The sequence below is a fragment of the Nocardia sp. NPDC057440 genome, from assembly GCF_042802915.1.
Taxonomy (GTDB): domain Bacteria; phylum Actinomycetota; class Actinomycetes; order Mycobacteriales; family Mycobacteriaceae; genus Nocardia.
Genome location: NZ_JBHVDF010000008.1, coordinates 183,641 through 209,059 on the forward strand (window position 1 = coordinate 183,641; position 25,419 = coordinate 209,059).

Below are 25,419 nucleotides of genomic sequence, written 5' to 3' on the forward strand. Positions count from 1 at the left end.
GCACAGCGAAGTCTTTCCGCGACACCACCTGCCGACGCCGGAATAAGCTGCTCCGATGGTGCCCGCTTCCCATCTCGCAGCCTTCGCTCTCGCCGCACTGGTCATCGTCGTGATCCCCGGCCCGAATGTGCTGTTCGCCATCGGACGGGCCTTGACACTGGGCCGCCGTCCGGCATTGCTGTCGGTGCTCGGTGCGACACTGGGATCGACGGTGCCTTTGACGGCCGTTGTCCTTGGCCTCGGCACGATTCTGGCCGCATCGGCAATCCTGTTCACCGTCATCAAGATCGCGGGCGCGGCCTATCTGATCTACTTGGGCGTCATGGCGATTCGCGATCGCAAACAGATGGCCACCGCGCTGGAATCGGCCGCGGAAACACCGCCCACGGGCCGGATCGTACGTCAAGGATTCGTCGTCGGAGCGACCAACCCGAAGGCATATGTATTCCTCGGCGCAGTGCTACCGCAGTTCGCGGTCCCCGAGGCAGGCGCTCTGCCCATGCAATTTCTGCTCCTCGGCGCTGTCTGCCTGGCCATCCAGGTCGTTTCCGACAGCAGTTGGGCGCTGCTGGCAGGCACGGCCCGTTCGTGGTTCGTCCGCTCCCCGCGCCGTCTCGAGGCAGTGGGCAGCACCGGCGGGCTCATGATCATCGGCGTCGGCGCGAGCGTCGCGCTGAGCGGCAATCACTAGCGGCCGACCGGCCACCTTTCCTGCGGCGTCACGATGACCAGATCGCACACGGCGCACAACTGATCCCGCGCGTCGACGACATGCTCGGCGCTGGGTGCTATCACTGCGGCGGCATCGAGTCGGTTCAGCATCGCGACCAGTCGATCGATGGCATCCGCCGACGGGCCCAGCATCACCATGCGGGCGAGATCGTAGCCGAGTTCACGTGCCCGCGAACGGATTTCCATTTCGTGGCGGTCTCGCCTGATACCAGAGATGTCGCGGCGCAGAAATCCGATCGCCTTCGGCCTCATCGGTGCTCTCCTGTGTGCGAGTGTGGAGTTCGGCGGCACCCGGCGCATCGGACATTCCGAACGCGGCTCACGGCAAGTCGATGTGTCCGATGCTGCGACCCCGGGCCGGGTGCCGAGCAAAATCTTTGCGCCGTCCGCGCTGGAAGGGAACACAGTTGCGAATTGTTGCTGCTCTGGCGCCACGTCCCTTGACGTGCGGCGGAGACGCGGTTCAGGATGAATGCGCGACGCAATTCTTCGCAATCGTCGAAGCCAGGGGGCATCATGCGGCTGACGTTCATCGGCAAGGATCCTGGTTCGAACCCCGCCGGTTCGCCAACGGTCTACCGAACCGATCGAGATTCGTGGGTGGTGCAGGGTTGGGTTGTTACCGATTCGGAGGCTCTTGCTCAGATGGAAATTCCCGCGGGTGAAACGTGCGTGGAAATCCCGGACAGAATGATGCGGTTCTTCGGGCAGGGAGACCGTGGCGTCGATATCGGATGATGAGTTCGACCGGCTACTAACGCATTTCGAGCGCGAAGCCGTGCACCTCGAGGTGCGCGATGCGTACGGGACGGCGGTCGAGCTTCCGCACATGGCGAAGTGGGCGGCAGGTCAGCCGGACGATCTGGCATGGCTTCGAGGATGGTGCGCAACAGTGCGTCTGCACAGCTCGGCCGGGCGGTCGGTCCGTCGGATCCGGATCGTTTCCGAACCGCTCAGCGACTACCAGCGCTGGTCACACAGCATCGCCTTGCCGATGGTCGAGGCCGGGGAGGACATCCGGTGGGCGCCTCGCCGATTGGCGTCCTCGATCGCGATCCCCGGCAATGACTTCTATCTCTTCGACGATCGTCTGGTCGTGTTCCTGATCTATGCGGGTAACGGACTCGCCGTCGATAAGTTGGCGTCAACCGAACCGCACGACGTTCGGCTGTGCCGCACCGCCTTCGATGCGCTGTGGGAACTGGCGATACCGCACCGTGACTACCAACCCGTCTAGTTCCGCTCAGGAGGCGCGACGCGCACTGGGCGGGAGGCTGCGCGACATGCGCAAGGACGCGGGTCTGAGCGGGCGGGAGTTGGCGGCCGTGACCGGCCAGCATCCCACGCGAGTGAGCAAAATCGAGAACGGCGCGCAAGCGCCCACCGATCACGACATCCGCCGATGGTGTGCCGCGTGCGCCGCCGACGATCAGGCACCCGATCTGATCGCGACCCTGCGTTCGGTCGATTCGTCCTATCTGGAGTTCCGCAGGCAGGCCCGTGCCGGAATGAAGCGGGTACTCGGCGCGCACACCCTCCAGCAGTACGAGCAGACCAAGGTGTTTCGCATATACGAGCACAACGTCATACCCGGCCTCTTCCAGACGGCGGAATACTCGACCGCGATGCTGTCGTTCTGGACCGCATTCCTCGGCGCGCCGAACGATATCGAGGACGCGGTGGCCGTGCGCATGGAGCGGCAGCGCGTCATCCGGCGCGGCGGCAAGCGATTCGTCGTCGTGCTGGAGGAGCAGGCGCTGCGGACGTGGTTCGGCACCGCGGAAACCCAGGCGGGGCAGCTCGGTCGGCTCCTCGAACTGCTGTCACGGCCGAATATCTCGCTGGGCATCATCCCGCTGATGACCGAACGCACGGCGGTCGGCTCGACCGGATTCTGGATCTTCGACGACACACTGGTCGCACTCGAAACGCCGACCGCGAGTATTCAGGTCACCCAACCGCAAGAGTGCACCATGTACGCGCGAATGTTCGAGGTGCTCAAAGGCTCTGCCGTCTACGGGCGGGCCGCACGCGGGCTCATTGTCGGGATATTGAACGAGCTCGATTCGAGTATTCCGTCGCCCGAGGGGCATGAACCGCACTAGGCCCGCTCGATGCGGCGACTACACGAACCCGAGCGCAGCGACTGTTGGGCGGCCGCCTACGAGGCCACCGGCTGGCCACAGATCATGCTGTTCTACGAACGGTTACTCGGCCTCGTCGACAACCCGATGATCGCCCTCGATCATGCCGTCGCTGTTGCCATGGCCCCGCGGCCCGCACGCCGGGTTGGCGCTGGTCGGCGAGCTCGACATCGATGACCGGATAGCCGACGACCATCGCTTCCATGCTGTACGTGCGCACTTGGCGGGGACGAAGCGGCAGCCATCGAGTCGTATATCCTTGCTGCACAACGGACTACGAAAAGTCCGATGCAACACGTACTGCTACGCCCGCGTCGCCGACATGGAAATGTCGACCCGGCCGGTAGGCCGGGACTGTCGTCGATGTGTGCAGGCGGTGCGGCCTGTCGGCTACGCGATCCGGTTCGAGTTCGTTGGCGGGACCTGAAATTGCCACTGTCCCTGACACTTCGACCACGCGGCAGTCGCTCGGCGATGAGAGCCACTGGGCCGGACTCGACGACCCAGCGAAAGATGCGTTCGCAGTGCCACTCTCATGGAATCCTTCAAACACGAATCTTTCATCCCAGCAAACATCATTTGCTTAGCAACAAGCTACCGACGGGTAACTTGAGCTACTTTTGTGCACACTCCTAGTGATTGACGCCAAACCAGGGCCGTCGTATGTTCCTCGTCACAACTCCCGGCGTGATGTGGTTGGCGGCACAAATGGTGGATGACGGGTATGGCCTACGGGTCTTGCTGACGCGGGCACTACGCCGGATTCAGGAGTTGGAGACGCAGCGGCACGCTTACGAACCGATCGCCGTCGTGGGGATCGGCTGCCGGTTTCCCGGCGGCGCGGACAATCCGGACAGCTACTGGGAACTGCTGAACTCAGGGCGCGACGCCATCGTCGAGGTCCCGGCGGACCGATGGCCGATCACCGATTCGGCACCGCCGAGCGGACTGCGCCGGGCCGGTTTGCTCGACGCGCCGATCGACGCGATCGACACCGAATTCTTCGGAATCGCGCCGCGGGAGGCCGCCGCGATGGATCCGCAGCAACGTCTTGTGCTCGAAGTTGCCTGGGAGGCAATGGAAGACGCCGCGCTGCTGCCCGAGAGCGCCGCCTCGGCAAGAACCGGCGTTTTCTTGGGCGTCAGTTGGCAGGAGTATCAGCGGACCATCACGCCGGACTGGGTGCGGTCGGTCGACGCGCACACGCTCACTGGAACGATGTCGAGCGTCGTCGCGGGTCGGGTGGCTTATCTGCTCGGCTTGCGCGGTCCCGTCGTCGCTCTCGACACGGCCTGCTCGTCGTCCCTGGTCGCGGTGCACCAAGCGTGTCGCAGCCTGCGGTCGCAGGAGTGTGACGTCGCGCTGGCCGGTGGGGTGAATCTGCTGCAGTCCGAGCTGACTTCGGCGGCGTTGTCGCGGATGGGCGCGCTGTCGGCCGACGGCCGGTGCCGACCGTTCGACGCACGAGCGAACGGGTATGTGCGCGGCGAGGGCGCGGGCGTGATCGTGCTCAAACGGCTGTCGCGCGCGATCGCGGACGGCGACGAGATCCGTGCGCTCGTTCGAGGCTCGAGCGTGAACCACGATGGTCGGTCGATGGGGCTGACCGCGCCGAATCCCGTGGCACAGCGGGAGTTGCTGCGCGCGGCACTCGCCGACGCGGGTTGTGACGCGGCGCAGATCGGCTATGTGGAGACCCATGGAACGGGAACCCCACTCGGAGATCCGATCGAAATCGAAGCGCTGTCCGAGGTTATGGGTGCGGCGCGGTCCGACGGGTCGGTGTGCCTGCTCGGCTCGGTGAAGTCGCAGATCGGGCATCTGGAAGCAGCCGCGGGCATCGCGGGACTGATCAAGACGGTGCTGCTGTTGCAGCGGGGACGGATCCTGCGCCAGCACGAATTCGACACGATGAATCCGCGAATCGCGCTCGCGGGAACGGCATTGGCGGTGCCGACCCGCGATGTCGAATGGCCGGAGGCGGACCGGCCGCGGCTGGCCGGAGTGAGTTCTTTCGGGTTCGCCGGGACCAACGCGCACGTGGTGCTCGCGGCGGCGGCCGCATCCATCGACAACGCGACGATCCCTGAAATGCCTGCGGTGCTGGCGCTTTCAGCCCGGACGGGAGCGGCCCTCGAGGCACTCTCCGCGCGGTACGGCTCGGCATTGGCACGCACGAAGCTGCCGCTCGCCGACATCGGCGCCACCGTGGCGCTCGGGCGAACGCACTTCGCGCACCGGCGGGCGATCGTCGCATCGACCTCGGCCGAGGCGGCCAGCCGACTCGCGGCGTCGCAGCGGAGTGTGAGGTTGCCGCAAGAGCGGCGAAATCCGCGGGTCGCCATGTTGTTCACGGGCCAGGGCGCGCAGTACGCGGGCATGGGAGCGATGCTGTACGAGCGTCACCCGGTATTCCGGGCGGCACTGGATCGCTGTGACGACGTCCTCGGTGCGCTGCCCGGTGGTCTGCGGCTGCGTTCGCTGCTGTTCGAGGTGAGCGACGAGGTGCTGACGCGCACCGAGTATGCCCAGCCGGCACTGTTCGCGGTCGAGTGGGCCTGCGCCGAACTATGGGCCGCGTGGGGGATTCGCCCGGATGTAGTCCTCGGGCACAGTCTCGGCGAGCTGGTGGCGGCTACGGTCGCCGGAGCGCTCGACCCCGAGGAAGGGTTGCGGTTGGCGGCCGAGCGCGGACGGCTGATGCAGGTCGTGCCGCGGCGGGGCGCGATGGCTGCGGTGTTCGGCGCGCAGGGCGAGTTCGCGGATCTGCTCGCTGAACTCGCGCCGACCCTGGCGGTGGCGGCCGTCAACGGGCCACGGCAGTTCGTTGTCTCCGGCACTGAGGCCTCGGTGCGGCGAGTCCGGGACTTGGCTGCCGAGCGTGCCATTCGTGCCGTCTCGTTGCCCGGCACGACAGCGTTTCATTCGCCATTGCTGGACCCGATTCTCGACGAGTTCGAAGCGACGGTGGCCGAGCTGGTGGCAGAGCCATCTCGGATCACCTCGATCCCGCTGGTGTCGAATGTGACCGGGCAGTTCCTCGAGTCCGGGGCGATGGATGCCGGGTACTGGCGCGAACATGCCCGCACGACAGTGCGTTTCGCGGAGGGAGTGCGGACGGTAGCCGACTTCGGCGTGGGCGCGTATCTCGAAGTCGGTCCGCATCCGGTGCTGCTGGACTTCGGGCGACAGGTAGATCCCGAGGCGATGTGGCTGCCGAGCCTGCGGCGCTCCGTGTCCGACGACACGACGATCCTCACGAGTCTGGGCGAGATCTACTGTGCTGGAACGGATGTCAACTGGGCTGCGGTGGTGCCGACGGCGGCCCGGCGACGGAACGGCCTGCCAACCTACCCGTTCGAGCGGGAGCGGCCGGCGCCGCCGTCGAGTGCGGGCGCGTTGGTAGACACCGGGTACCTCGCCGAACATCGGTTGCAGGATCGGCCGGTGGTGCCCGCGGCCTATCTGGCATGGGCAGCACTGCGAGCCGCCGGTACAGATCGTGAGCTGGTCGATTTCGTTGTCGTACGGCCGGTTCCGCTGGACCAGCTCGCCGCGCCGGTGGTCCACGCGGCAGCGGATCGCATCGATATCCGGTTCTGCGTCGAAACCGCCGGAGCGGCAATTGCTTCCGCGTCCGCGGTGCGCTGGGAACTGACGCCGCCGGGGGACACGACCGACCTCACCGCGGCCGAGCAGAGCGACGCGGCGGAATGCGACGTCGCCGAGTTCTATCGGAACTGCGCCGAGGCGGGCCTGACGTTGGGCCCCCGGTTTCGGTGGATCGGACAGCTGCGTGCCGGCGGTGATTTCATGCTGGCCAAGCTGTCTCGCCCCGCAGAGCTGGCCGATGAACCGCAGGCGCTGCTGCCGTGTCTGCTCGACGCCGCCGTGCAAACCGGGCTGGCGTTGGTGATCCAGCAGGGGAACACCGGCCAGTTGCCGGTCGGTATCGGCAGATTGCGGGTCCACCGCACGGACGAGGTCGAGACGGCATGGGCACTCGCGACTCGCACCGGCCGAACGAATCGAATCCGGGTCTTCGATGACGACGGCGACCTCATCTGCGATATCGAAGATGTGTGGTACGCGAAGACGGGATTCGGTCGACCGGTGCACGATCAGGTCGTCCTGCCGGACCTGGTTCACCTCCCGGCCTGGAAGCGGGCTGCGGCCGAACCCGGTGTGGCCGGACCGGATTCGTGGATGATCATCGGGACCGGTGAGCAGGCCGATCGGTTGGCCGGGGCGCTTCGCAAGGCGGGTCACCCGGCGATCCGGATCGACCGGACGGCCGACCGGACCGCTATCGCGGGGATGCTCGCCGGGGATGGCCGGGCGGTGGTCTACCTCGGTGACGCCGAGGCGGATGACAGCGCGATCACGGCGCGCGTGGAAATCGAGCTCGCTGTCGAATTCGTGCAATCCCTGGCCCGCATCGCGCACGACGGCCCTCTTTACCTGGTCACGACTGCTGGTGTCGCCGTAGTGCCGGGCGAGCGAGTGCGTCCGGCGGCCGCCGCGCTGCGCGGACTCGGTGCGGTGGTGCGCACCGAACTTCCGGAGCTGTGTTGCCGTCTGATCGATCTGCCGGATCGCGCTCGATCCGATGACCGCAGGCTCGTCGCGGAACTCCTCGCCGCTGCCGCCGATTCCGCGATCGCACTGCGGGGACGAGATCGCTACGCGCCACGCGTGGTGCCGTCCGCCGATGTAGCGGGGCCGGGCGATCCTGCCACCGCACACTCTTCTGACGGGCTTTATGCGCCGCACCTGCCGGAGTTCAGCGGCGCGATGGATCTCGACAGGGCCGCAGCCTATTTGATCACCGGCGGGCTGGGGGCGTTGGGTCTGCTCGCGGCGCGCGCACTCGCCGAGGCCGGCGCCGGAACGGTGGTGCTGGCGGGCAGGCACGGTCCGAATGCGCAGGCCGCAGCGGCGATTGCGGGCATCTCGGCGCTCGGCGCTCGGGTCGAGACGGTGCAGGTCGACGTCGCTGATCGAAATGCGTTGTCTACCTTGGTCTCCCGATTCGGTGGCGCGCTGCCTCGATTGGCCGGAGTTGTGCACTGTGCTGGAGCACTGGACGACGCGTTGTTGATCGAGCAGTCCACTGAGCGGGTGCGTCGGGTATTCGCGGGCAAGGCGGACGGTGCCTGGAATCTGCACGAGCTCACCGCTGCCCATGCGCTCGACTTCTTCGTGCTCTTCTCCTCGGCCAGCGCCACCGCTGGTGTCGCAGGTCAAGGAAACTACGCGGCCGCGAACGCGTACCTCGACGCACTCGCCCGAGTCCGGGTTGCCAGTGGTCTGGCCGCCCTGAGCATCCAATGGGGACCATGGGCAGGCACCGGCATGGCGCGCGGACTGAACGCGGCCGCCCGCCGCGCCTGGGAGCGCCACGGCGTCGCACAGCTCGACGTCGAGGACGGAGTCCGAACCCTGAAGTCGCTGTTGGCCGTTGATGGGGTCGTCGCCGTGTACCCGCCTGTCGTTGCCACCCGGACAGCGGCGCCCACACCACCGACTTCCGCCGCCCACCCTCCGACGGCTGACTACCTGGCCACGGTCCGCACCCACGCCACCGTCGCGCTGGGCCGCAGGACGCCGGTCGCCGACCGCACCCCACTTCGTGAGTTCGGCCTGGATTCGATGATCGCAGTGGAACTTCGGAACTCCTTGTCATCGGAACTCGGGGTCCGGCTACCCGCCACGCTGCTCTTCGACCACCCGACCGTCGCGGCCGTGGCGGACGAAATCGCCCGGCTCGCCGCCGAACAGCCCCTGCCACGCACAGCGGTGCGCGCACCCGACCACCCGACACCCTTCGCCGGAACCGGAGAAGCAGAGCTCGCTGCGGCGCATGATCCCGACCGCACTGCCGCCCCGACGTTCGCTGGAGCCGAACGGCCCACTGCCTCTGCTCGGCCGGAACTGGCTGGGCGGCGCGAGATCGACGGTCGGCAGGATCAGGATGTCGCCGGATCGGGTGAGTACGACGATGCGATCGCGATTATCGGGATGGGATGCCGGTACCCGGGTGGGGTCCGTGGCCCCGGCGATCTATGGCGGCTGGTGTCGGAGGAAACCGATGCGGTGACCGAGGTTCCCGTGGATCGGTGGGACCTCGAGGCGTACTTCGATGCGGATCCGGATGCCGAGGGGAAGACGTATACCCGGTGGGGCGGGTTCGTCGACGGTGTCGAAGAGTTCGATGCGGGATTCTTCGATGTTTCGGTCGGCGAGGCACGGATGCTCGATCCGCAACAGCGGTTGCTGCTCGAAACATCGTGGGAGGCCTTGGAACACGCGGGGTATTCCGCGGACCGGCTGACCGGGAGCCGCACCGGTGTCTTCGTCGGTGTGATGTCGACCGACTATGCGGAGCGGATGGCCCGGGCCGGCGTGGCGCCGGATGCGTGGTTCGGCACGGGGAATCTGGCGAGTGTCGCTTCGGGTCGGTTGTCGTATTTCCTCGGTGTCAATGGCCCGAGCCTGACCATTGACACCGCGTGCTCCTCGTCGTTGGTGACGGTGCATTTGGCGGTGCAGAGCCTGCGGCGCGGGGAATCCGATCTGGCGCTCGCCTGCGGTGCGACCGTGGTTCTGACGCCCTCGCTGGACATCTATTTCGCGCGGGCGCGCGGGCTGGCGGCGGACGGTCGGTGCAAGAGTTTCGACGCCCGTGCCGACGGTGTGGTGTGGAGCGATGGTGCGGGAACGCTTGTGCTCAAACGGTTGTCGGACGCGCGCCGCGATGGTGATCGGGTGCTCGCCCTGGTGCGGGGTTCGGCGGTCAATTCCGATGGCCGCAGCCAGGGGTTGAGCGCGCCGAACGGTCCGGCACAGGAAAGGGTGATCCGGGCAGCGCTCGTCGACGCGACGCTGACGGCGGCCGACATCGACTATGTCGAGACGCACGGGACGGGAACGGCGCTCGGCGATCCGATCGAAGTGAACGCACTAGCCTCGGCACTGACCGGCGAACGGCCCGAGGGCACACCGCTGTTGATCGGCTCGGTGAAATCGAATATCGGGCACACGCAGGCCGCTGCCGGGATCGCCAACATCATCAAGGTGGTCGAGTCCATGCGGCACGACCGGATCCCCTCGTCCCTGCATTTCCGATCCGGGAATCCGCACATCGACTGGGACGACATCGATGTGCGAGTCGTCGCGAAGGAACGGGCGTGGCCGCGTTCGTCACGGCCACGTCGCGCGGGAGCAAGCGCGTTCGGCATCAGCGGTACGAATGCGCATGTCGTCCTGGAAGAGGCCCCCGCCTCGCCACACACCGACACCCCAGACCACAACGAGGGGCACCTGCTGGCCCTGTCCGCGAAGAGCGCGGACGGATTGCGTGAATTAGCCGGTCGATACCGGGATCTCCTGACCGCGGATCCCGACATGAGACTCCACGACCTCTGTGCCTGCGCGAATACCGGCCGCACACATTTCGCCGAGCGAGTGGCGATCGTTGTCGACACCACCACACAACTGCGTGCGGCCCTCGAGTCGGTGGCAACCGGGAGCAGCGTCGCGGGCACAGTTGCGAACCGAGCCTCCGGTCCCGGCGAACTGTCGACAATAGCTCGCCGGTACGTCGAGGGTGCCGATATCGACTGGCATGCAGTGTATTCCGACCGAACGTGGCGACGAATCGAACTGCCGACCTATCCCTTCCAGCGTAAGCGCCATTGGCTCGACCTCACGCAGGCACTGCCGGTCGACGACGATGCGCGTGCGCGGCTGGTCGGCGAGCTGACGCCCAGTGTGCTCGCGGTCGAGCCGGAGATGTTCAGCGGGCATCAGCTGCACGGTGCGCCCACGGTGCCTGCGGCGTGGATGGTCGCGCAACTCGCCCGGATCGCGGCCGAGCTGCCCGGGGCCGATCGCTGGGAGATCACCCATGTGCGGCTGACATCGCCGCTCACGGTCCCGTCCGCCGGCACTATCGAGATCCGAATCGAGCCCGTGACAGCCGGATACGACGCGCACTTCGTCAATGCCTCCGGCGACCCCGAGCCGAACCCTTTCGCTCGGGCGGCGCTCCGTGCGGCTACCCGCAATCGGGAACCGGCTCCGAGTGGGACGTGGCTGCGGCAAGCAGCGAGAAGACCTCTCCACCATGTCCCACTCGACGACCGGGCCGCCGGGGATGGCGCGGCGTGGGCTGCGTATTACGGCCGGGTGGCGGAGTGGGGGCTGTGGTTGGGCGAGGGCTACCGGTGTGCCGCCGAGTTCCGGCGGATCAGCGCGACCGAATCGGAAACCTCGCTGCGGGCCGCTGCGTGTGAGCCGGGTTCGTTGGATCCGGTTCTGCTCGACGCCTGTTTGCACAGCATCGTGCTGACCGCAGATCCGGACACGCTGTATCTACCTGCTTCGATTGATCGAATTGCTTTGTCCGACAGTGAATGCGCCGCCGGTGACCTGCTGATCTGCCAAGTTCGCCTGACCGATCGCAGCGCACGAGTGATCGTCGGTGACGCGACGCTGATCGACAGCGACGGACGCACCATTGCGACGATCGGCGGAGCGTGCCTCATTGCGGCGGGCGGCGGCACAGCCCTGCGGGATGCCGGAGCCCCAGGGGATGCCGGAGCCCTGCGAGACGCCGCAGCCGCAGGGGGCGCGCGAACTTTAGCCCTGTGCGGAGAAATCGCTGGTCCCGAGCATGCGGAAGCTCGCATCGAGCGGTTGTTCCATCATCTGGAGTGGACACCGTTCGCAATCGGTGACCGGCTCCGCGTAGGGAAGGGCTTCGCAGATCGCTGGCTGGTGTTCAGTGACGGGCCGACGGGGGACGCAGTCGCGGCCGGGCTGTCTGCGCGAAATATCGAGATCAGCGTGGTGCGTCCGGAAGATGTTCTGGGCGAGGAGTTGTCGATCGAGCCCGGCGAGGCGAACTTCGCGGCGCTCCTCTCCGGAACACCGTTGGGTGGCGTCGTCTACGCGTGGACCACCGGTTCCGCGGCGGTCCGGATCGGCACAGTACTGCGGCTCGCCCGTGCACTGGACGGCGCCGATCGCGTGCCGTCCGCGCTGTGGCTGCTCAGTGTGGGTGCCCAACGCGTCTGCGACTCCGACCGCCCCGACCCGGAGCAGGCCATGATGTGGGGGCTGGGCCGCACTCTCGCCACCGAGCATCCCGAATTGGGTTGTCGGCTCGTCGATCTGGAGGCCGGACGCGCCATCGACGCGGCGCTGGTCATAGCCGGCTTCGCCGCCGGGATCGACGACCGTGAACTCGCGGTCCGGGATGGCCGGTGGTATGCCGCTCACTTGGCGGACGGACTGCTGGATCCGGATGTGGCGGACAACGTCCACCTGGTGGCCCACCGATCCGGTGACCTCGGCCGATTGCGCTGGGATTCGACTGCCCGTCGCGCGCCGGACCCGGGCGAAGTGGAAATCGCGGTCGAGGCCACCGGTCTGAACCAGCGTGACCTATGGCTGGCGTTGGGCACTCACCCGGACGCTCCCGCGCCGCTCGGCCTGGAATGCTCGGGTCGCGTGACCGCGCTGGGCGCGGGCGTCGCCGAGTTCCGCGTCGGTGACCGAGTGGTGGCGTTGGCGAGTGGCAGTTTCGCGCGCTACGTCACGGTGGACCACCGGCTGGTGGCGCCGCTGCCCGAGCGGATGACGTTCACCGAGGGCGCCACCATCCCGGCCGCGTTCGTCACCGCGTGGTACGGGCTCTTCGAGGTGGCGGATGTGCGCGCGGGTGAGCATGTGCTGGTGCACGCTCCGGCGAACGGAATCGGCACGGCCGCCGTGCAGTTGGCCGGGTGGGCGGGAGCACATGTACTCGGCACCATCGCCCTGAGCCGATGGGCGGCAGGCGTCGGACTCGATATCCCGCGGGTGGACACCTGGCACATGAAAGGGTTGGCCGACCAGCTCCACGCGCTCACCGACGGCCGGGGAGCCGATGTCGTACTCAACGCGATCGCGGGTGAGTTCGCCGCGAGTGCCGCGAGAATCGTCGGCCCACATGGACGATTCATCGATATTGATGATCCGGGCCAGTCCCGGCGCGAGAACGGGGCACAGGCCGGGCACGGCATCGACTACCGAGTGGTCGATCCGAATTCGGCCGATCCAGAACGTCTGGGCACGATCTTGCGCACGGTGCTGGAACTGTTCGACAACGGTACGTTGGTTGTCCGGCACCAACCGGCGGTGCACGAGGCGGACGACGCGGAGGCGGCGTTCCGTTCTTTGTGGCGGCATCATCATTCGAGTCCGATCGCGTTGCGACGCACGACTACTCGTGCACCAACGGACGGCACCCGAACGGTCGCGAGCACCGGCACCTACTTGGTCACGGGCGGATTCGGCGGACTCGGCGCGGCGGCGGCCCAGTGGCTCGCCGCACGCGGGGCACGCACCTTGGTGCTGGTCGGCAGGCGCGCACCGGATGACGCGGGCGAACGGCTCGTGGCTTCGCTGCGGGCCGACGGTCTTCGCGTGGTGGCTCGTCGGATCGACGTCGCGGACCGGGCGGCGGTGGCGGAACTGCTCGCCGGGTTCGAGGAATCGGGGCTGCCGCCGCTGCGGGGTGTGGTCCATTGCGCGGGCGTGCTCGATGACGGCGTTGTCACCGAATTGTCCTGGCGTCGCTTCCAGACGGTCCTCGGACCGAAATACCGTGCGGCCCAGCATCTGAACGAGCTGACTCGCGGCATGGAGCTGGATCTGTTCATCACCTACTCGTCGGTCGCGGGGTGGCTGGGCACTGCGGGGCAGGCGAACTATGCCGCCGCCAATGCGGCGCTCGACGCCTTGGCCTGGCGGCGGCGCGCCGACGGGCTGTCCGCGCTGAGCATCGTGTGGGGACCCTTTGCCGATGTCGGGATGGCGGCAGAGCGGCCCGAACTCACCCGGCGCCTGGACCGGCGCGGGCTGCCGCCGCTGCGGGTGGCGGACGCCGCCGCGGCACTGGACCGGTTGCTGTCGGCCGACAGTCCATGTGCGGGCGTCTTCGATTTCTCGGCCGATCGTTGGTACAGCACCTATCCGGCCCGCGGTTCGGTCCCGGCGGTGAAGCGGGAGTCGATGCCGGACGCGCGGCCTTTCGACGCCGGTGCGGCCACGGAGCGGGTGATGGTGCGGCATCCGTCGGACACTGTGGCTACACAGCGAGATACGGCCCATTGGCTAGCGCTCGTACAGCGCGTCGCGATGCGCGTGCTGGATCGGACCGCCGAACTCGATCCCGATCTGCCGTTGCACGACATCGGCGTCGACTCGCTCAGCGGGATGGAGTTGCGTGCCGCACTGGCCACCGAGATCGGTGCACCGCTGCCCGCCGGACTCGTCTTCGACTATCCGACCGTGCGCGATATCGCGAAATTGTTGCAGCGCAAGGGAACTGATGCTCCACTCGGCCACTCGGGCGGCGCGGGCCCGGTCGACCATCCGGATCGGGCAGATCACCTCGACCAACCGGAGATCGACTACCGGATCGAGGGGGTGGGGACCGCTGTCCGGCACGACCGAGACGCCGATGACGCCGCGCATATCGGCGACGCGGACGACGAGGACGACGATCCGATCGTCATCGTGGGCATGGCCTGCCGGTTCCCGGGTGGCGTGCGTACCCCGGAGGAGTTCTGGGACCTGCTGTGGGCGGGCCGGGACGCGATCACCGAGGTCCCGCCGCAGCGATGGGACGTCGACGCCTTCTATGACCCGGACCCCGCCGCCCTCGGCACGATGTACACCCGATGGGGTGGATTCGTCGACGGCGCCGACGAATTCGATCCCGCGTTCTTCGGGATCGGCGCGGCCGAGGCAAGGGCCATGGATCCGCAGCAGCGCCTGCTGTTGGAAACGAGCTGGGAGGCGCTGGAGCGGTCCGGGCGGGCGCCGGGGAGTTTGGCGGGCAGCCGGACCGGAGTGTTCGTCGGCATGTGTTTCAGTGAGTACCCCGCAACGCCCACGCAGGCAACGGATCCGGCGTCGATCGGCGCTTACTCCGTTGTCGGTTCGGCGCCGAGCGTCGCGGCAGGCCGGGTGGCCTACGCGCTCGGATTGCAGGGTCCCGCGGTCACGCTCGACACGGCGTGCTCCTCGTCGCTGGTCGCCGTGCAGTCGGCGTGGGACGGCCTGCGGGCGGGGCGTTGTGATCTGGCGCTGGTGGGTGGGGTCAATCTGCAGCTGGCACCGGAAACCACGATCGGGTTCTGCCGTCTGGCGTCGCTGTCGCCGGGGGGCCGGTCGCGGGCGTTCGACGCCGACGCCGACGGCTATGTCCGCGCGGATGGTTGCGGTGTGCTGGTACTGACCCGACTGTCCGCGGCCCACGAGCGCGGCGACCGGGTGCTCGCGGTTGTTCGCGGCATCGGGGTGAATCACGACGGCAGGTCCAACGGGCTCACCGCACCCAACGGCCCGGCCCAGCAGCGGGTCATCCGGGACGCGTTGGGGCAAGCGGGAATCCGGCCCGGTGAAGTCGACTACGTGGAAGCTCACGGCACCGGCACGCCGTTGGGTGATCCGATCGAGGCGGCGGCACTTGCCGAAGTCTACGGCGAGCACCGCACCATGCCGCTGCTCATCGGATCCGTCAAAACGAATATCGGGCACACCGAAGGGGCGGCCGGCGTCGCCGGTGTGATCAAGGCTGTCTTGATGGTGCAGCACGCGGAGATTCCGCCGAGCCTGCATTTCCACACGCCGAATCCGCTCATCGATTGGTCGGGGCTGCCGCTGGAGGTTGTGCGGGAGCCGCGAGCGTGGCCCGAGACCGGCCGCCGTCGCACGGTCGGTGTCAGTTCGTTCGGGATGAGCGGGACCAATGCGCACCTCATTCTGCAGCAGGCGGCACCGGAACCCGTTCGCCGTCACTCCGCGTCGGCACCACAGGTGCTGGTGCTCTCAGCGCGTGACGACGCCGCCCTGATCGAGTCGGCGAACGGCTGGGCGGACCGTTTGAGCGGGACTGTCGGCGAGCTCGGCGATTTCGCCTACACCGCCGCGACCGGGCGCACCCACTTCGAGGAGCGCCTGGCAGTGGTCGCGGCAACGGCGGACGTCGCCGCCGCTCGATTGCGCGCTGCGGCAGCGGATGTCCGATCGGTGATGCGAGGCCGGGTCGTGCGCGCCTCGGCCGCGCCGAAGGTCGCAGTGCTGTTCACCGGGCAGGGATCCCAGTATCCGGGCATGGCGAGAGGATTGTTCGAGACCGAACCGGTGTTCCGGCGGGCATTGCAGCACTGCGACGACGTGCTGGGGCCGATCGGCGACGGTATGGGGCTGCTGGATGCCTTGTACGGCGACCGTGCGTCCGCGGACCTGCTCGGCCATACGGTATTCACCCAGCCCGCGCTGTTCGCGGTGGAATGGGCGCTGTGGGAGATGTGGCGCGACCACGGGATTGTGCCCGCCGCAGTGCTTGGCCACAGCGTCGGAGAGTATGTGGCGGCGTGCGCGGCCGACGCGATGCGGGTAGACGATGCGCTGCACTTGATCGCCGCGCGTGGCAGGTTGATGCAAAGCCTGCCGGATGGTGGCGGAATGCTGGTGGTCGAGGCCGATTCGGCGGCGCTCGGCCCAGTGCTCGAACGCTACGCGCCCGCGGCGGTGATCGCCGGATTCAACAGCCCCGCTCAGGTCGTCGTCGCCGGGCCACGCCGCACGCTCGGACTGCTGCGGGACGACCTGGCGGCGGCAGGAATTCGCACCAGCGCCCTAGCCGTGTCGCACGCGTTCCATTCACCACTGATGGACCCGATTCTCGATGATCTGGCCGAAGCCGCACGGCGCACCGTGCTGCGGGATCCCGCGGTCCCGATGATCTCCACTGTCACCGGTGCCCCGGTGCGGGCCGGCGAGCTCACGGCAGAGTACTGGGCGCGACAGGCTCGGCAGCCGGTTCGCTTCGCAGAGGGGATGCGGGCCCTCACCGAACTCGGGATCGGGACTTTCCTCGAAATCGGGCCGCAGCCAACACTTTCCGCGCTCGGCGGTCGTGCGATCGAGGGTCCCGCGAGGTTTGTCGCGACATTGCGGCGCGGTCGCGACGACCGGGAGACGACAGCGGATGCGCTGGCGCAGCTGTATGTCGGCGGCGTCTCCATCGATTGGGAGCGCGTGCACCGGCCGCACGCGCCGCGACGGGTCCTCGCCCCGACCTACCCCTTCCAACGGCAGCGTTACTGGGTCGACCAGCCCCGCAAGCCCATGGCGCCGAGCCCGCCCGCGCTGGAGGCGACCGCGCACCGGCTCGGAAATGCTCTTCATCGACCGGCCGCCACCACACCGGCCGCAGCGGTGCACACGCCGCTTCCGTACCTGCCGCGCCGTCTCGACTTGCCCGGCGACGTCACGCATTTCGCTATGACTCTCGCGCCGGCCGCACCACGCTATCTGTCCGATCACGTGGTCGATCACGACGTGGTGGTTCCCGCCGCGTGGTTCGTCGCGACCATCGTCGCGACGGCACGGGAGGTGACCGGAGCCGAGGTCGTCACGATCGAAGATCTCGTGATCGCCAGCGGTCTGGTTCTGATGGCGGACCATCCCGTTCAGGTACGTTTCGCGCCACAGGTCGCCGGTTTCACCGTGGAGGTCGCGGGCCGCGCGGGGGACGGCTGGCACACTCACGCTCGTGCGCAGGTGGCCATCGGCGCCATCCGACGTGTTGTCGAGTTCACCGTCACCGATCTATTGAATCGTTGCACCACAACGCAATCCGCACACGACTTCTACCGGATGCTCGCCGCCGCCGGTCTGCGCTACGGTCCGGCGTTCCAGCGTGTCGTCGAGGTCAGGACCGGTGATCGAGAAGCGGTCGTCAGGATGTCGGATCCCGCCACCGATCCCGGCGCCGACACGCTGCATCCAGTCCTGCTCGATGCGGCCTTCCAGGCAACCTATGCCGCGATGGCGCCGCAGGCGGGGACGCATACCTGGGTGCCCATGGCCATCGACCGGGTGAGCGTTGCGGCCGTCGGCGGGCGAATCCGGTACGGCCATGTGCGTGTTCTAGAGCAGACACCGCAGCTGTGTGTCGCCGACGTTCTGCTCCTCGACGAGGAGGGTGCTCCCGTGCTGATCGCCGACGGTTTGCGAGTGATGCGGACGGCCACCGACCGCGCTGACACCCGACTCACAGGCAGGCCGTCGCCGACAGCCCACGGCGAGCCAGTCATTCCGGACGTCTACCGCATGGCTTGGCGGGATGCCGGGCCGGTCGCCGAAGGCACTGCGGCGGGGCGCTGGCTCGTCGTCGGCGTCGTGGGCGGACCGGGCGACGCGGTCGCGGCCGGTTTGCGGGCATCGGGCGCACACTGCGCGGTAGCGCGGCCCGGCCCCGGCTTCGGGTTCCTCGCGGCCGGCGAGTTCGAAGTGAACCTCGGCATACCGGCGGCGGTGCGGGCGTTGCTCGGCGCGGCGGGGGACGGGCGAACACCGCTGCGCGGCATCGTCTACACGACGCCGCCGTCGGCCGCCGATGACACGACGCCGGACCGGGCTCAGCAGGCGGTCGTCGGCGCGCTGCACCTGATGCAGGCCGCGGCTTTCAGCGGCGAACCCGCACTGTGGATGCTCACCCGCAACGGCCAGCAGGTTGACGCAGCCGATCGGGTCGCGCCCGATCAGTCCGCACTGTGGGGCTTTGCCCGCAGCGCTCAACTCGAGCAGCACGAAATCGGTTGCCGAATCGTAGATCTGGACGAACGCACGGCAGTAGATGCGGAAGCTGTTGTCGCCGAGTTGCTTTCGGACACACCGTGTCGACAACTGGCGCTGCGCGGTGGAAGGCGGTTGCTGCCGCGACTTGTTCCCGTCCAGCGATCCGAGCCGGAACGGGAGCCCGGACGGAACGGTTTCGACAGTGTGGCCATCACGCAGACGGTGCTGAGCACCGAGGGGACGGTGCTGATCACCGGCGGGCTCGGCGGAATCGGCCGGACCCTGGCCCGCTGGTTCGTCGACCGCGGCACCCGGAGCATGGTACTGGCCGGGCGCAACGCCCCGGACGCCACGGCGCTCCAGCTGATCACCGAGCTCAGAGAACATGGCGCGCATATCGAGATCCGCACTCTCGACGTGGCCGATCGTGCCGCGGTAGCGGCCACACTGGACTGGATCGACCGTGAACTCCCACCGCTAGCCGGGGTCGTTCACCTGGCGGGTGTGCTCGATGACGGGGTGATCGCCGAGCAGACCGCGATCCGGCTCGGCCGTGTTCTCGCGCCGAAAGTGCACGGCGCCTGGCATCTGCACGAGCTGACCGCGCCGCGCGCACTGCGGTTTTTCCTACTGTTCTCCTCGGCGTCCGCGGTGGTCGGCTTGCCCGGCCAGTCGAGCTACAGTGCGGCCAACGCGTTCCTGGACGGATTGGCCGAGCTACGCCGTTGCGCTGGCCTACCCGCGCTGTCGATCGCCTGGGGACCCTGGGCCGGAACAGGGATGATGGACCGGCTCGGCGCCGACGTCGTGCAACGTCTTGCCCGCCGCGGCTACCACCTGCTCTCCAAGCATCGTGCGCTCGAAATCCTCTCGCACACCATGGATTCGGACAGCAGTGCCCTTATGGCGTTGCCGCTCGACCGGTCCGCCCTGCACCGGTCCGGTGTCGAGGTGCCCGATGTGCTGGCCGGCCTCGCCGCCGGCGACACGCTGCCGCCCGCCTCGTCTCCCGTCGCGGTGGAGCGCACGGTCATCCACGATCGGACCGGATTCGAAGCCGAGATGGCGGCACTGGTCCGGCGCTGTATCGGCCTTGCTCCCGACGCCGACCTCGATCGTCCACTGCACGAACTCGGCCTGGATTCGGTCGCGGCCATCGAGATCCGCGACGAGCTGTCCCGCTGCGTCGGGCACCGTCTGCCCGCCACACTGGCTTTCGAATATCCGACCCCGCGCGCGGTCATCGGTCTACTCGTGCGACTGGGAACCGCTGTGCAGAACCCACTTTCGCGGCCACACGGGATGTCTGCCGAACATGCGCCCGCATCGGTGGGTGAGTCGGCGCGGGATGCGTTCCCGGAGCAGCATCGGGTGGCCGAGGAACGTGCGGCCCATATCTCGCCCGCAGCCCGTGATGAGCCAGGGAGCACCTCGGTTGCACAGCGGGGCGAGTTGTCCGCGAACGTTTTCGTTCGCACTTCGCCCGGATCCGCGAACACGTCAGCTCACGAAGCTGTTTCGCGACAGCACGGTGTCTGCGCGACCAGCTCGGCCGACACGGAAGCGCTGCGGATTGCCGGTCTCGCGACGTCCAGGCGGGAGAACTCGCGGGAGAGCGCCGGGGATATCGCCATTGTCGGTGTGAGCGGTCGGTATCCGGGGGCGGACGGATTGGACGAGTACTGGCAGGTCCTGCTCGAAGGGCGCGACTGTATTACCGAGATTCCGCGGGAGCGGTGGGACCACTCGCGATACTTCGTCCCGGATCGCCACAACCCATATACCTCCTACACCAAGTGGGGCGGGTTCCTCGACGATGTCGATTGTTTCGATCCGCTGTTCTTCGCGATCTCGCCACGTGAGGCGGAGGTGATGGATCCGCAGGAACGACTCTTCCTGCAAACAGCGTGGGCCGCTGTGGAAGACGCGGGACATACGAGGGCCGATCTGGCGCGGCGCGGATTGCGCCCCGAAGAGGCCGGGGTATTCGTCGGCATCATGTGGGGCACCTACCAGATGTTCGGCGCGCAGGAGTCGCGGCTGGGACGTGGCACGTTGCCCGCTTCGACGTTCTGGAGTGTCGCCAATCGGGTGTCGCACGCGCTCGATTTCCAGGGGCCGAGCATGGCGGTGGACACGGCGTGTTCGTCCTCACTGACCGCGCTGCATCTGGCCTGCCAGAGCTTGCGGACCGGGGAATGCCGGATGGCCGTGGTCGGTGGGGTAAACCTGTCGCTGCACCCGTACAAGTTCGTGGCGTTGAGCCAGGGGCAGTTCGCCTCGACCGACGGGCGCTGCCGTTCTTTCGGGGCGGGCGGCGACGGGTATGTGGCCGGAGAAGGGGTCGGCGCGCTGGTGCTGCGGCCGCTGGCCGACGCCGAGGCCGACGGCGACACCATCCACGCGGTCATCAAGGGCACCGCGGTGAACCACGGCGGCCGGGTGAACGGCTTCACCGTGCCCAATCCAGCGGTACAGGCGGCGGTGATCCGTTCGGCGCTGCGCACCGGCGGCGTCGATCCGGATTCGGTGTCCTACATCGAGGCGCACGGCACCGGAACCGCACTCGGCGACCCCATCGAAATCGCCGGCCTGTCGAAGGTATTCGGCGGTGCCGACCGGACCGAGCTGCCCATCGGGTCGGTGAAGTCCAACGTCGGGCATCTGGAGGCCGCGGCGGGTGTGGCGGCACTGACCAAGGTGCTGCTCCAACTGCGCCACCAGACCATCGTGCCCTCCCTGCACGCGACGCCACCCAACCCGAACATCGACTTCGCGAGCACTCCGTTCCGGATTCCCGAGCGACCGATGCCGTGGCTGTCCGGTGGTCCCGGGCACCCGCGACGGGCGACCATCAGCTCATTCGGCGCCGGGGGATCCAATGCGAATGTCGTGCTCGAAGAATACGTGGACCAGCGCCCGGTCACCCGATGGGTCGGTGATCAGATCGTGCCCGTGTCGGCGCGGGACATGGATCGCCTCACCGAATATGTTGCCGCACTGGATCGCTTCCTCACCACCCAGCGGCCGAACCTGGCCGATCTTGCGCACACGATGCAGGTCGGCAGGATGGCGGGCAGTGCGCGAACCGTGTTCATAGCCCGCGATCTCGACGAACTCCGGGCGGCAATTCGTACTTGGGTCGAAGGCGGGCCCGGCGCACGCGGTTCAGCGCGCACGGCCGCCGATCACCGCATCGAGGAATGGCTCAACGGCGGCGAGATCGATTGGGAAGCGGTGTGTAACAACGAATCACATCGCCGGATCTCGCTGCCGACCTATCCGTTCGCCCGCGAACGCTACTGGATTCCCGACGTCGTCGACCGAAACGATGGTCCGACAGCGGACGACACGGCCGCCTCCGCGGCGCAGGCGGCACGCGTTGCCGATCTCGGAGCCGCCGTCGATGCCGGAGCGTGCGCCGGGAAACGGGAGGCCCGCAGCGCCACCTTCGAAACCATCGCCGCTGGGGCGGAAACGGTCGCCGTGCGCGCGGAACGGCGCGCACTGGTTCCCGTGTGGCGGCCCGCGGAGACCGGCCGAGGTGAGATACGCGACCGCCTGCCGCTGGTGCTGTACGACGCCCGGGCACCCGCATCCTTCGTCGAGGCGCTGCGGACAACGCTCGGGGAACCGCAGCGTCTGATCCGGGTCACCGATGCCCCACGAGACGGTGACCTCGACCGCACCGACTTCGCAGCGGGCGCCCAGCTCGGTCGTGCACTGCTGGCTCGATACCCGGACACCGACAGCGTGATCGACCTCTGCGATCTCGCCCCGCTGCCGTCGGGTCACCGACCGACGGCTGATCTCGGCCGAATGGGCTTGTACCAGGGCGTGATCGACAACCGGGCGGGTGCCCTGATATTGCTGCATGTGGCGGCGGGCACCCCGGGCGTGGAAGGGCCGGAGTGCGCGCCGCTCGCCGGACTGGTCGCGGCGCTCGCCGACGAGATCGGCGATGTACACACCCGCAGTGTGCATCTGGTCGCCCACCGCGGCGGCGTCTGCGCGGATCCGCACTCGCTGATCGAGATCCTCGGCGCGGAGTGCGCGGCTGTGGGTGACGATCCCCCGCGCGTGCGGTACCAGGGCGGGCGGCGCGAGACCGTCGGGCTCGAACCCGTGGCACCGCGTAGTGGACTCGTCGTCGATCCCGCGCGCACCTATGTCGTGACCGGCGGAACCCGCGGCCTCGGTGCGGAATTCGCGGCCATGCTCGTGGAGCGCGGCGCGCGCCGGCTGGCCATTCTCGGACGGGAGGCGCTGCCGCCCGAATCCGAATGGCCCGGACTGGCCGACTCGGACGGGCCGTACGCGGCCAAGGTGCGGCGGCTCGCCGCGCTGCGCGACCGAGGTGTCGCGATACGCACCTATTTCGGCGACCTCACCGACGAGGTGGCATTGAGCCGTTTCTTCGCCGAGGTCCGGCGTGACCTCGGCCCTATCGGCGGCGTATTACACTGCGCGGGAACTGTTTCCGTGGAGAGTCCCGCATTCGTTCGCAAGACCGCGCCCGCGGTGGCAGACGTGCTGGCGCCGAAGATCGCCGGCACCGCGGTGCTCGCCGCGGTGCTCGCCGCTGATCGGCCGGACTTCTTCGTGCTGTTCTCTTCGGTCTCGGCTGTCCTGCCCGGTCTCGCGGTCGGGTTGTCCGACTACGCGATGGCCAACGCACACCTGGACCGCTTCGCCGAGGCCCAGCACGCCAACGGCAGCACGTGGTTCCGTTCGATCGAGTGGCCGTCTTTCCGTGGCACCGGGTTCGGTGCGGTGACGACGTCGGCCTATCGGTCGACCGAACTGCCGACGTTGACGGCCGCGGAGGGCTTCGATCTCCTGGACGGCATCCTCGGCCTGGCCGACACGCCCGTCGTCCTGCCCTACCACGGTGCGCCACTGCAACTCTCGCTCCACCGGTCGAAGCCCGACGCGGTCCCCAGTCCAGCCGTGACTTCGCCTGCCGTCGACGCGGCCGCACCCGGTGGTTCGAGCCGCGCCTATCAGGAGTTGTTGCGAATCTTCTCCGATGAGCTGAAGCTCGCTCCCGCACATTTCGAGGGGCACATGCGTTTCGACGAGTACGGCGCCGACTCCGTGCTCATCGCTTCCGCGGTACGCCGCATCGAGAAGGTGACCGGACAACCCTTCGATCCCGCACTGGTGCTGGAGTACCCCACCCTGGACGCACTGGCCGACCTGCTGACCGACCAGCATCCGGATCTGTTCGCCGCACCGTCGCATCCGAATCCGACTGAACCCCACCGTGATCCAGATCCACGGAACACAGTCGATCGTGCCGCGTCCAACGGCTCGGCCCCACATCGCACCGGCGTACTTCCGGCATCGGGCACGCAGCGCAGTGGCTCGGTCGCGCCGATCGCCGTCGTCGGCATCGGCTGCCGCCTGCCGGGCGGCGACGACCCGAACGCGTTCTGGCGCATGCTCGCGTCGGGTGAATCCGGTATCCGTGAGGTCGATCCGGCGCGCTGGGATCCCGCGCGGTACTACCACCGGACCGGTGGTCCGGGATCGACCAACAGCAAATGGGGCGGCTTCGTCGACGGCGTCGACCTATTCGACCCCGGGTTCTTCGGGATCAGTGACGCGCTCGCCTGGCAGATGGACCCGCTGCAGCGGTTGCTGCTGGAAGCGTCGGTGCTGGCGACCGCGGATGCCGGCTATCAGCGCGCCGAGCTCGCGGGCCGCCGGATCGGGGTATACGCGGGCAGTCGTGCGGCCAACTACTTCGACCGCATCCCGGTCGCCGACCGGCACACCATCATCGGCATCGGGCAGAACTTCATCGCTGCCCGGATCTCCGACTACTTCGATTGGCACGCGGGCAATCTCATACTGGACAGCGCCTGCTCGTCGTCGCTGGTATCGGTGCACCTGGCCTGCCAGGCGCTGCGCGCAGGCGAGCTCGACGCCGCGCTGGCCGGCGGCGTCGAGGTGCTATTGGACGAAGCGCCGTTCGTGACTCTGGCCGCAGCCGGTGTGCTGTCGCCCAACGGCCGTTGCGCCACCTTCTCCGAGCACGCCGACGGTTTCGTACCGGGGGAGGGCGCGGCGCTGCTGCTGCTCAAGCGTCTCGACGACGCGGTCCGTGACGGGGACCGGATCTACGCGGTGCTGCGCGGCTCGGCGATCGGTAACGACGGGCACACGATGGGCATCACCACACCCAATATGCACGCGCAGATCGAGGTCATCACCGCCGCCCTCGACGCGGCGGGCATGTCGCCCGACGCGCTGTCCTACGTCGAAGCGCACGGTACCGGGACCATGATCGGCGACCCGATCGAATTGAAGGCCTTGGCGACCGTACTCGGCGACCGTTCACGCGGTCCGCGGCCGTGTGCGGTCGGCAGCGTGAAAACCAATATCGGCCATCTACTTTCGGCCGCCGGCATCGCCGGTGCGGTGAAAACGATTCTCGCGGTGCACCACGGTGCGCTGCCGCCTTCGCTGCACTGCGAGAACCTCAACCCGCGTTTCGCGTTCGCCGGGTCACCGCTGTACATCAACCGCGAGTTGCGCCCATGGCACACCGACGACGGCGGGCCCCGCGCCGCGGGCGTCAGCTCGTTCGGGTTCGGCGGCACCAACGCCCACCTGATCGTCGAAGAGGCACCCGCGGCACACCGTTCGGTGCGTAACCCGCTGTCGCCACCCGTCTTCCGCAAGAGGAGCTTCATGTTGCCGAAATCGGCTCCGAGCACATCGACCGATCCCGGGCCCCGGTTCATGCTTCCCTCAGCGCCCACCACACCCGCGCCGAAACTGCCCACCGCGTCGTTCCTGCGCGTGGAGCCACTGCTATGAGCGAGCGAAGTGAGCGAGTCGTGTGTTTGTGGGCTTCGTGCATGTCGGGGCTGAGTGTCAGCGAGGCGCT

General features: G+C 68.0%; 6 protein-coding genes. 5 read left to right on the forward strand and 1 reads right to left on the reverse strand.

Going from position 1 to position 25,419, the window contains the following annotated elements:
- The first annotated feature begins 55 nt into the window (after window positions 1-55).
- On the forward strand, window positions 56-691 hold the full coding sequence (locus ACFU4Z_RS18940) for a LysE family translocator (RefSeq protein ID WP_379064613.1): 636 nt from the start codon (window positions 56-58) through the stop codon (window positions 689-691).
- Here ACFU4Z_RS18940 and ACFU4Z_RS18945 read toward each other — a convergent pair.
- Window positions 688-984 (reverse strand): hypothetical protein, encoded by a 297-nt coding sequence (locus ACFU4Z_RS18945; RefSeq protein ID WP_379064615.1) that lies wholly within the window; start codon window positions 982-984, stop codon window positions 688-690. The genes ACFU4Z_RS18940 and ACFU4Z_RS18945 overlap by 4 nt on opposite strands.
- Before the next feature lie 466 nt (window positions 985-1,450).
- On the opposite strand from ACFU4Z_RS18945, the gene ACFU4Z_RS18950 reads away from it, so the two are divergent.
- The 4 genes from ACFU4Z_RS18950 to ACFU4Z_RS18965 all read left to right on the forward strand — a co-directional run bounded on the left by ACFU4Z_RS18950 (window position 1,451) and on the right by ACFU4Z_RS18965 (window position 25,349).
- Complete coding sequence (locus tag ACFU4Z_RS18950; protein ID WP_379064617.1) at window positions 1,451-1,969, forward strand: DUF6879 family protein; 519 nt, start codon at window positions 1,451-1,453, stop codon at window positions 1,967-1,969.
- Complete coding sequence (locus ACFU4Z_RS18955; RefSeq protein WP_379064619.1) at window positions 1,920-2,837, forward strand: helix-turn-helix domain-containing protein; 918 nt, start codon at window positions 1,920-1,922, stop codon at window positions 2,835-2,837. Before ACFU4Z_RS18950 ends, ACFU4Z_RS18955 begins: the two co-directional genes overlap by 50 nt.
- 9 nt (window positions 2,838-2,846) lie before the next feature.
- Window positions 2,847-3,053 (forward strand): hypothetical protein, encoded by a 207-nt coding sequence (locus ACFU4Z_RS18960; RefSeq protein WP_379064621.1) that lies wholly within the window; start codon window positions 2,847-2,849, stop codon window positions 3,051-3,053.
- 486 nt (window positions 3,054-3,539) lie between these two features.
- A complete protein-coding gene (locus tag ACFU4Z_RS18965; protein ID WP_379064623.1) occupies window positions 3,540-25,349 on the forward strand; it encodes an SDR family NAD(P)-dependent oxidoreductase in 21,810 nt (7,269 codons plus the stop codon).
- The last annotated feature ends 70 nt before the right edge of the window (window positions 25,350-25,419 follow it).

Excerpts from the sequence above, each read along its gene's own strand:
- ACFU4Z_RS18940 (WP_379064613.1), top strand. The coding sequence starts at position 56 with ATGGTGCCCGCTTCCCATCTCGCAGCCTTCGCTCTCGCCGCACTGGTC.
- ACFU4Z_RS18945 (WP_379064615.1), bottom strand. The coding sequence starts at position 984 with ATGAGGCCGAAGGCGATCGGATTTCTGCGCCGCGACATCTCTGGTATC.
- ACFU4Z_RS18955 (WP_379064619.1), top strand. The coding sequence starts at position 1,920 with ATGCGCTGTGGGAACTGGCGATACCGCACCGTGACTACCAACCCGTCT.
- ACFU4Z_RS18960 (WP_379064621.1), top strand. The coding sequence starts at position 2,847 with ATGCGGCGACTACACGAACCCGAGCGCAGCGACTGTTGGGCGGCCGCC.
- ACFU4Z_RS18965 (WP_379064623.1), top strand. The coding sequence starts at position 3,540 with ATGTTCCTCGTCACAACTCCCGGCGTGATGTGGTTGGCGGCACAAATG.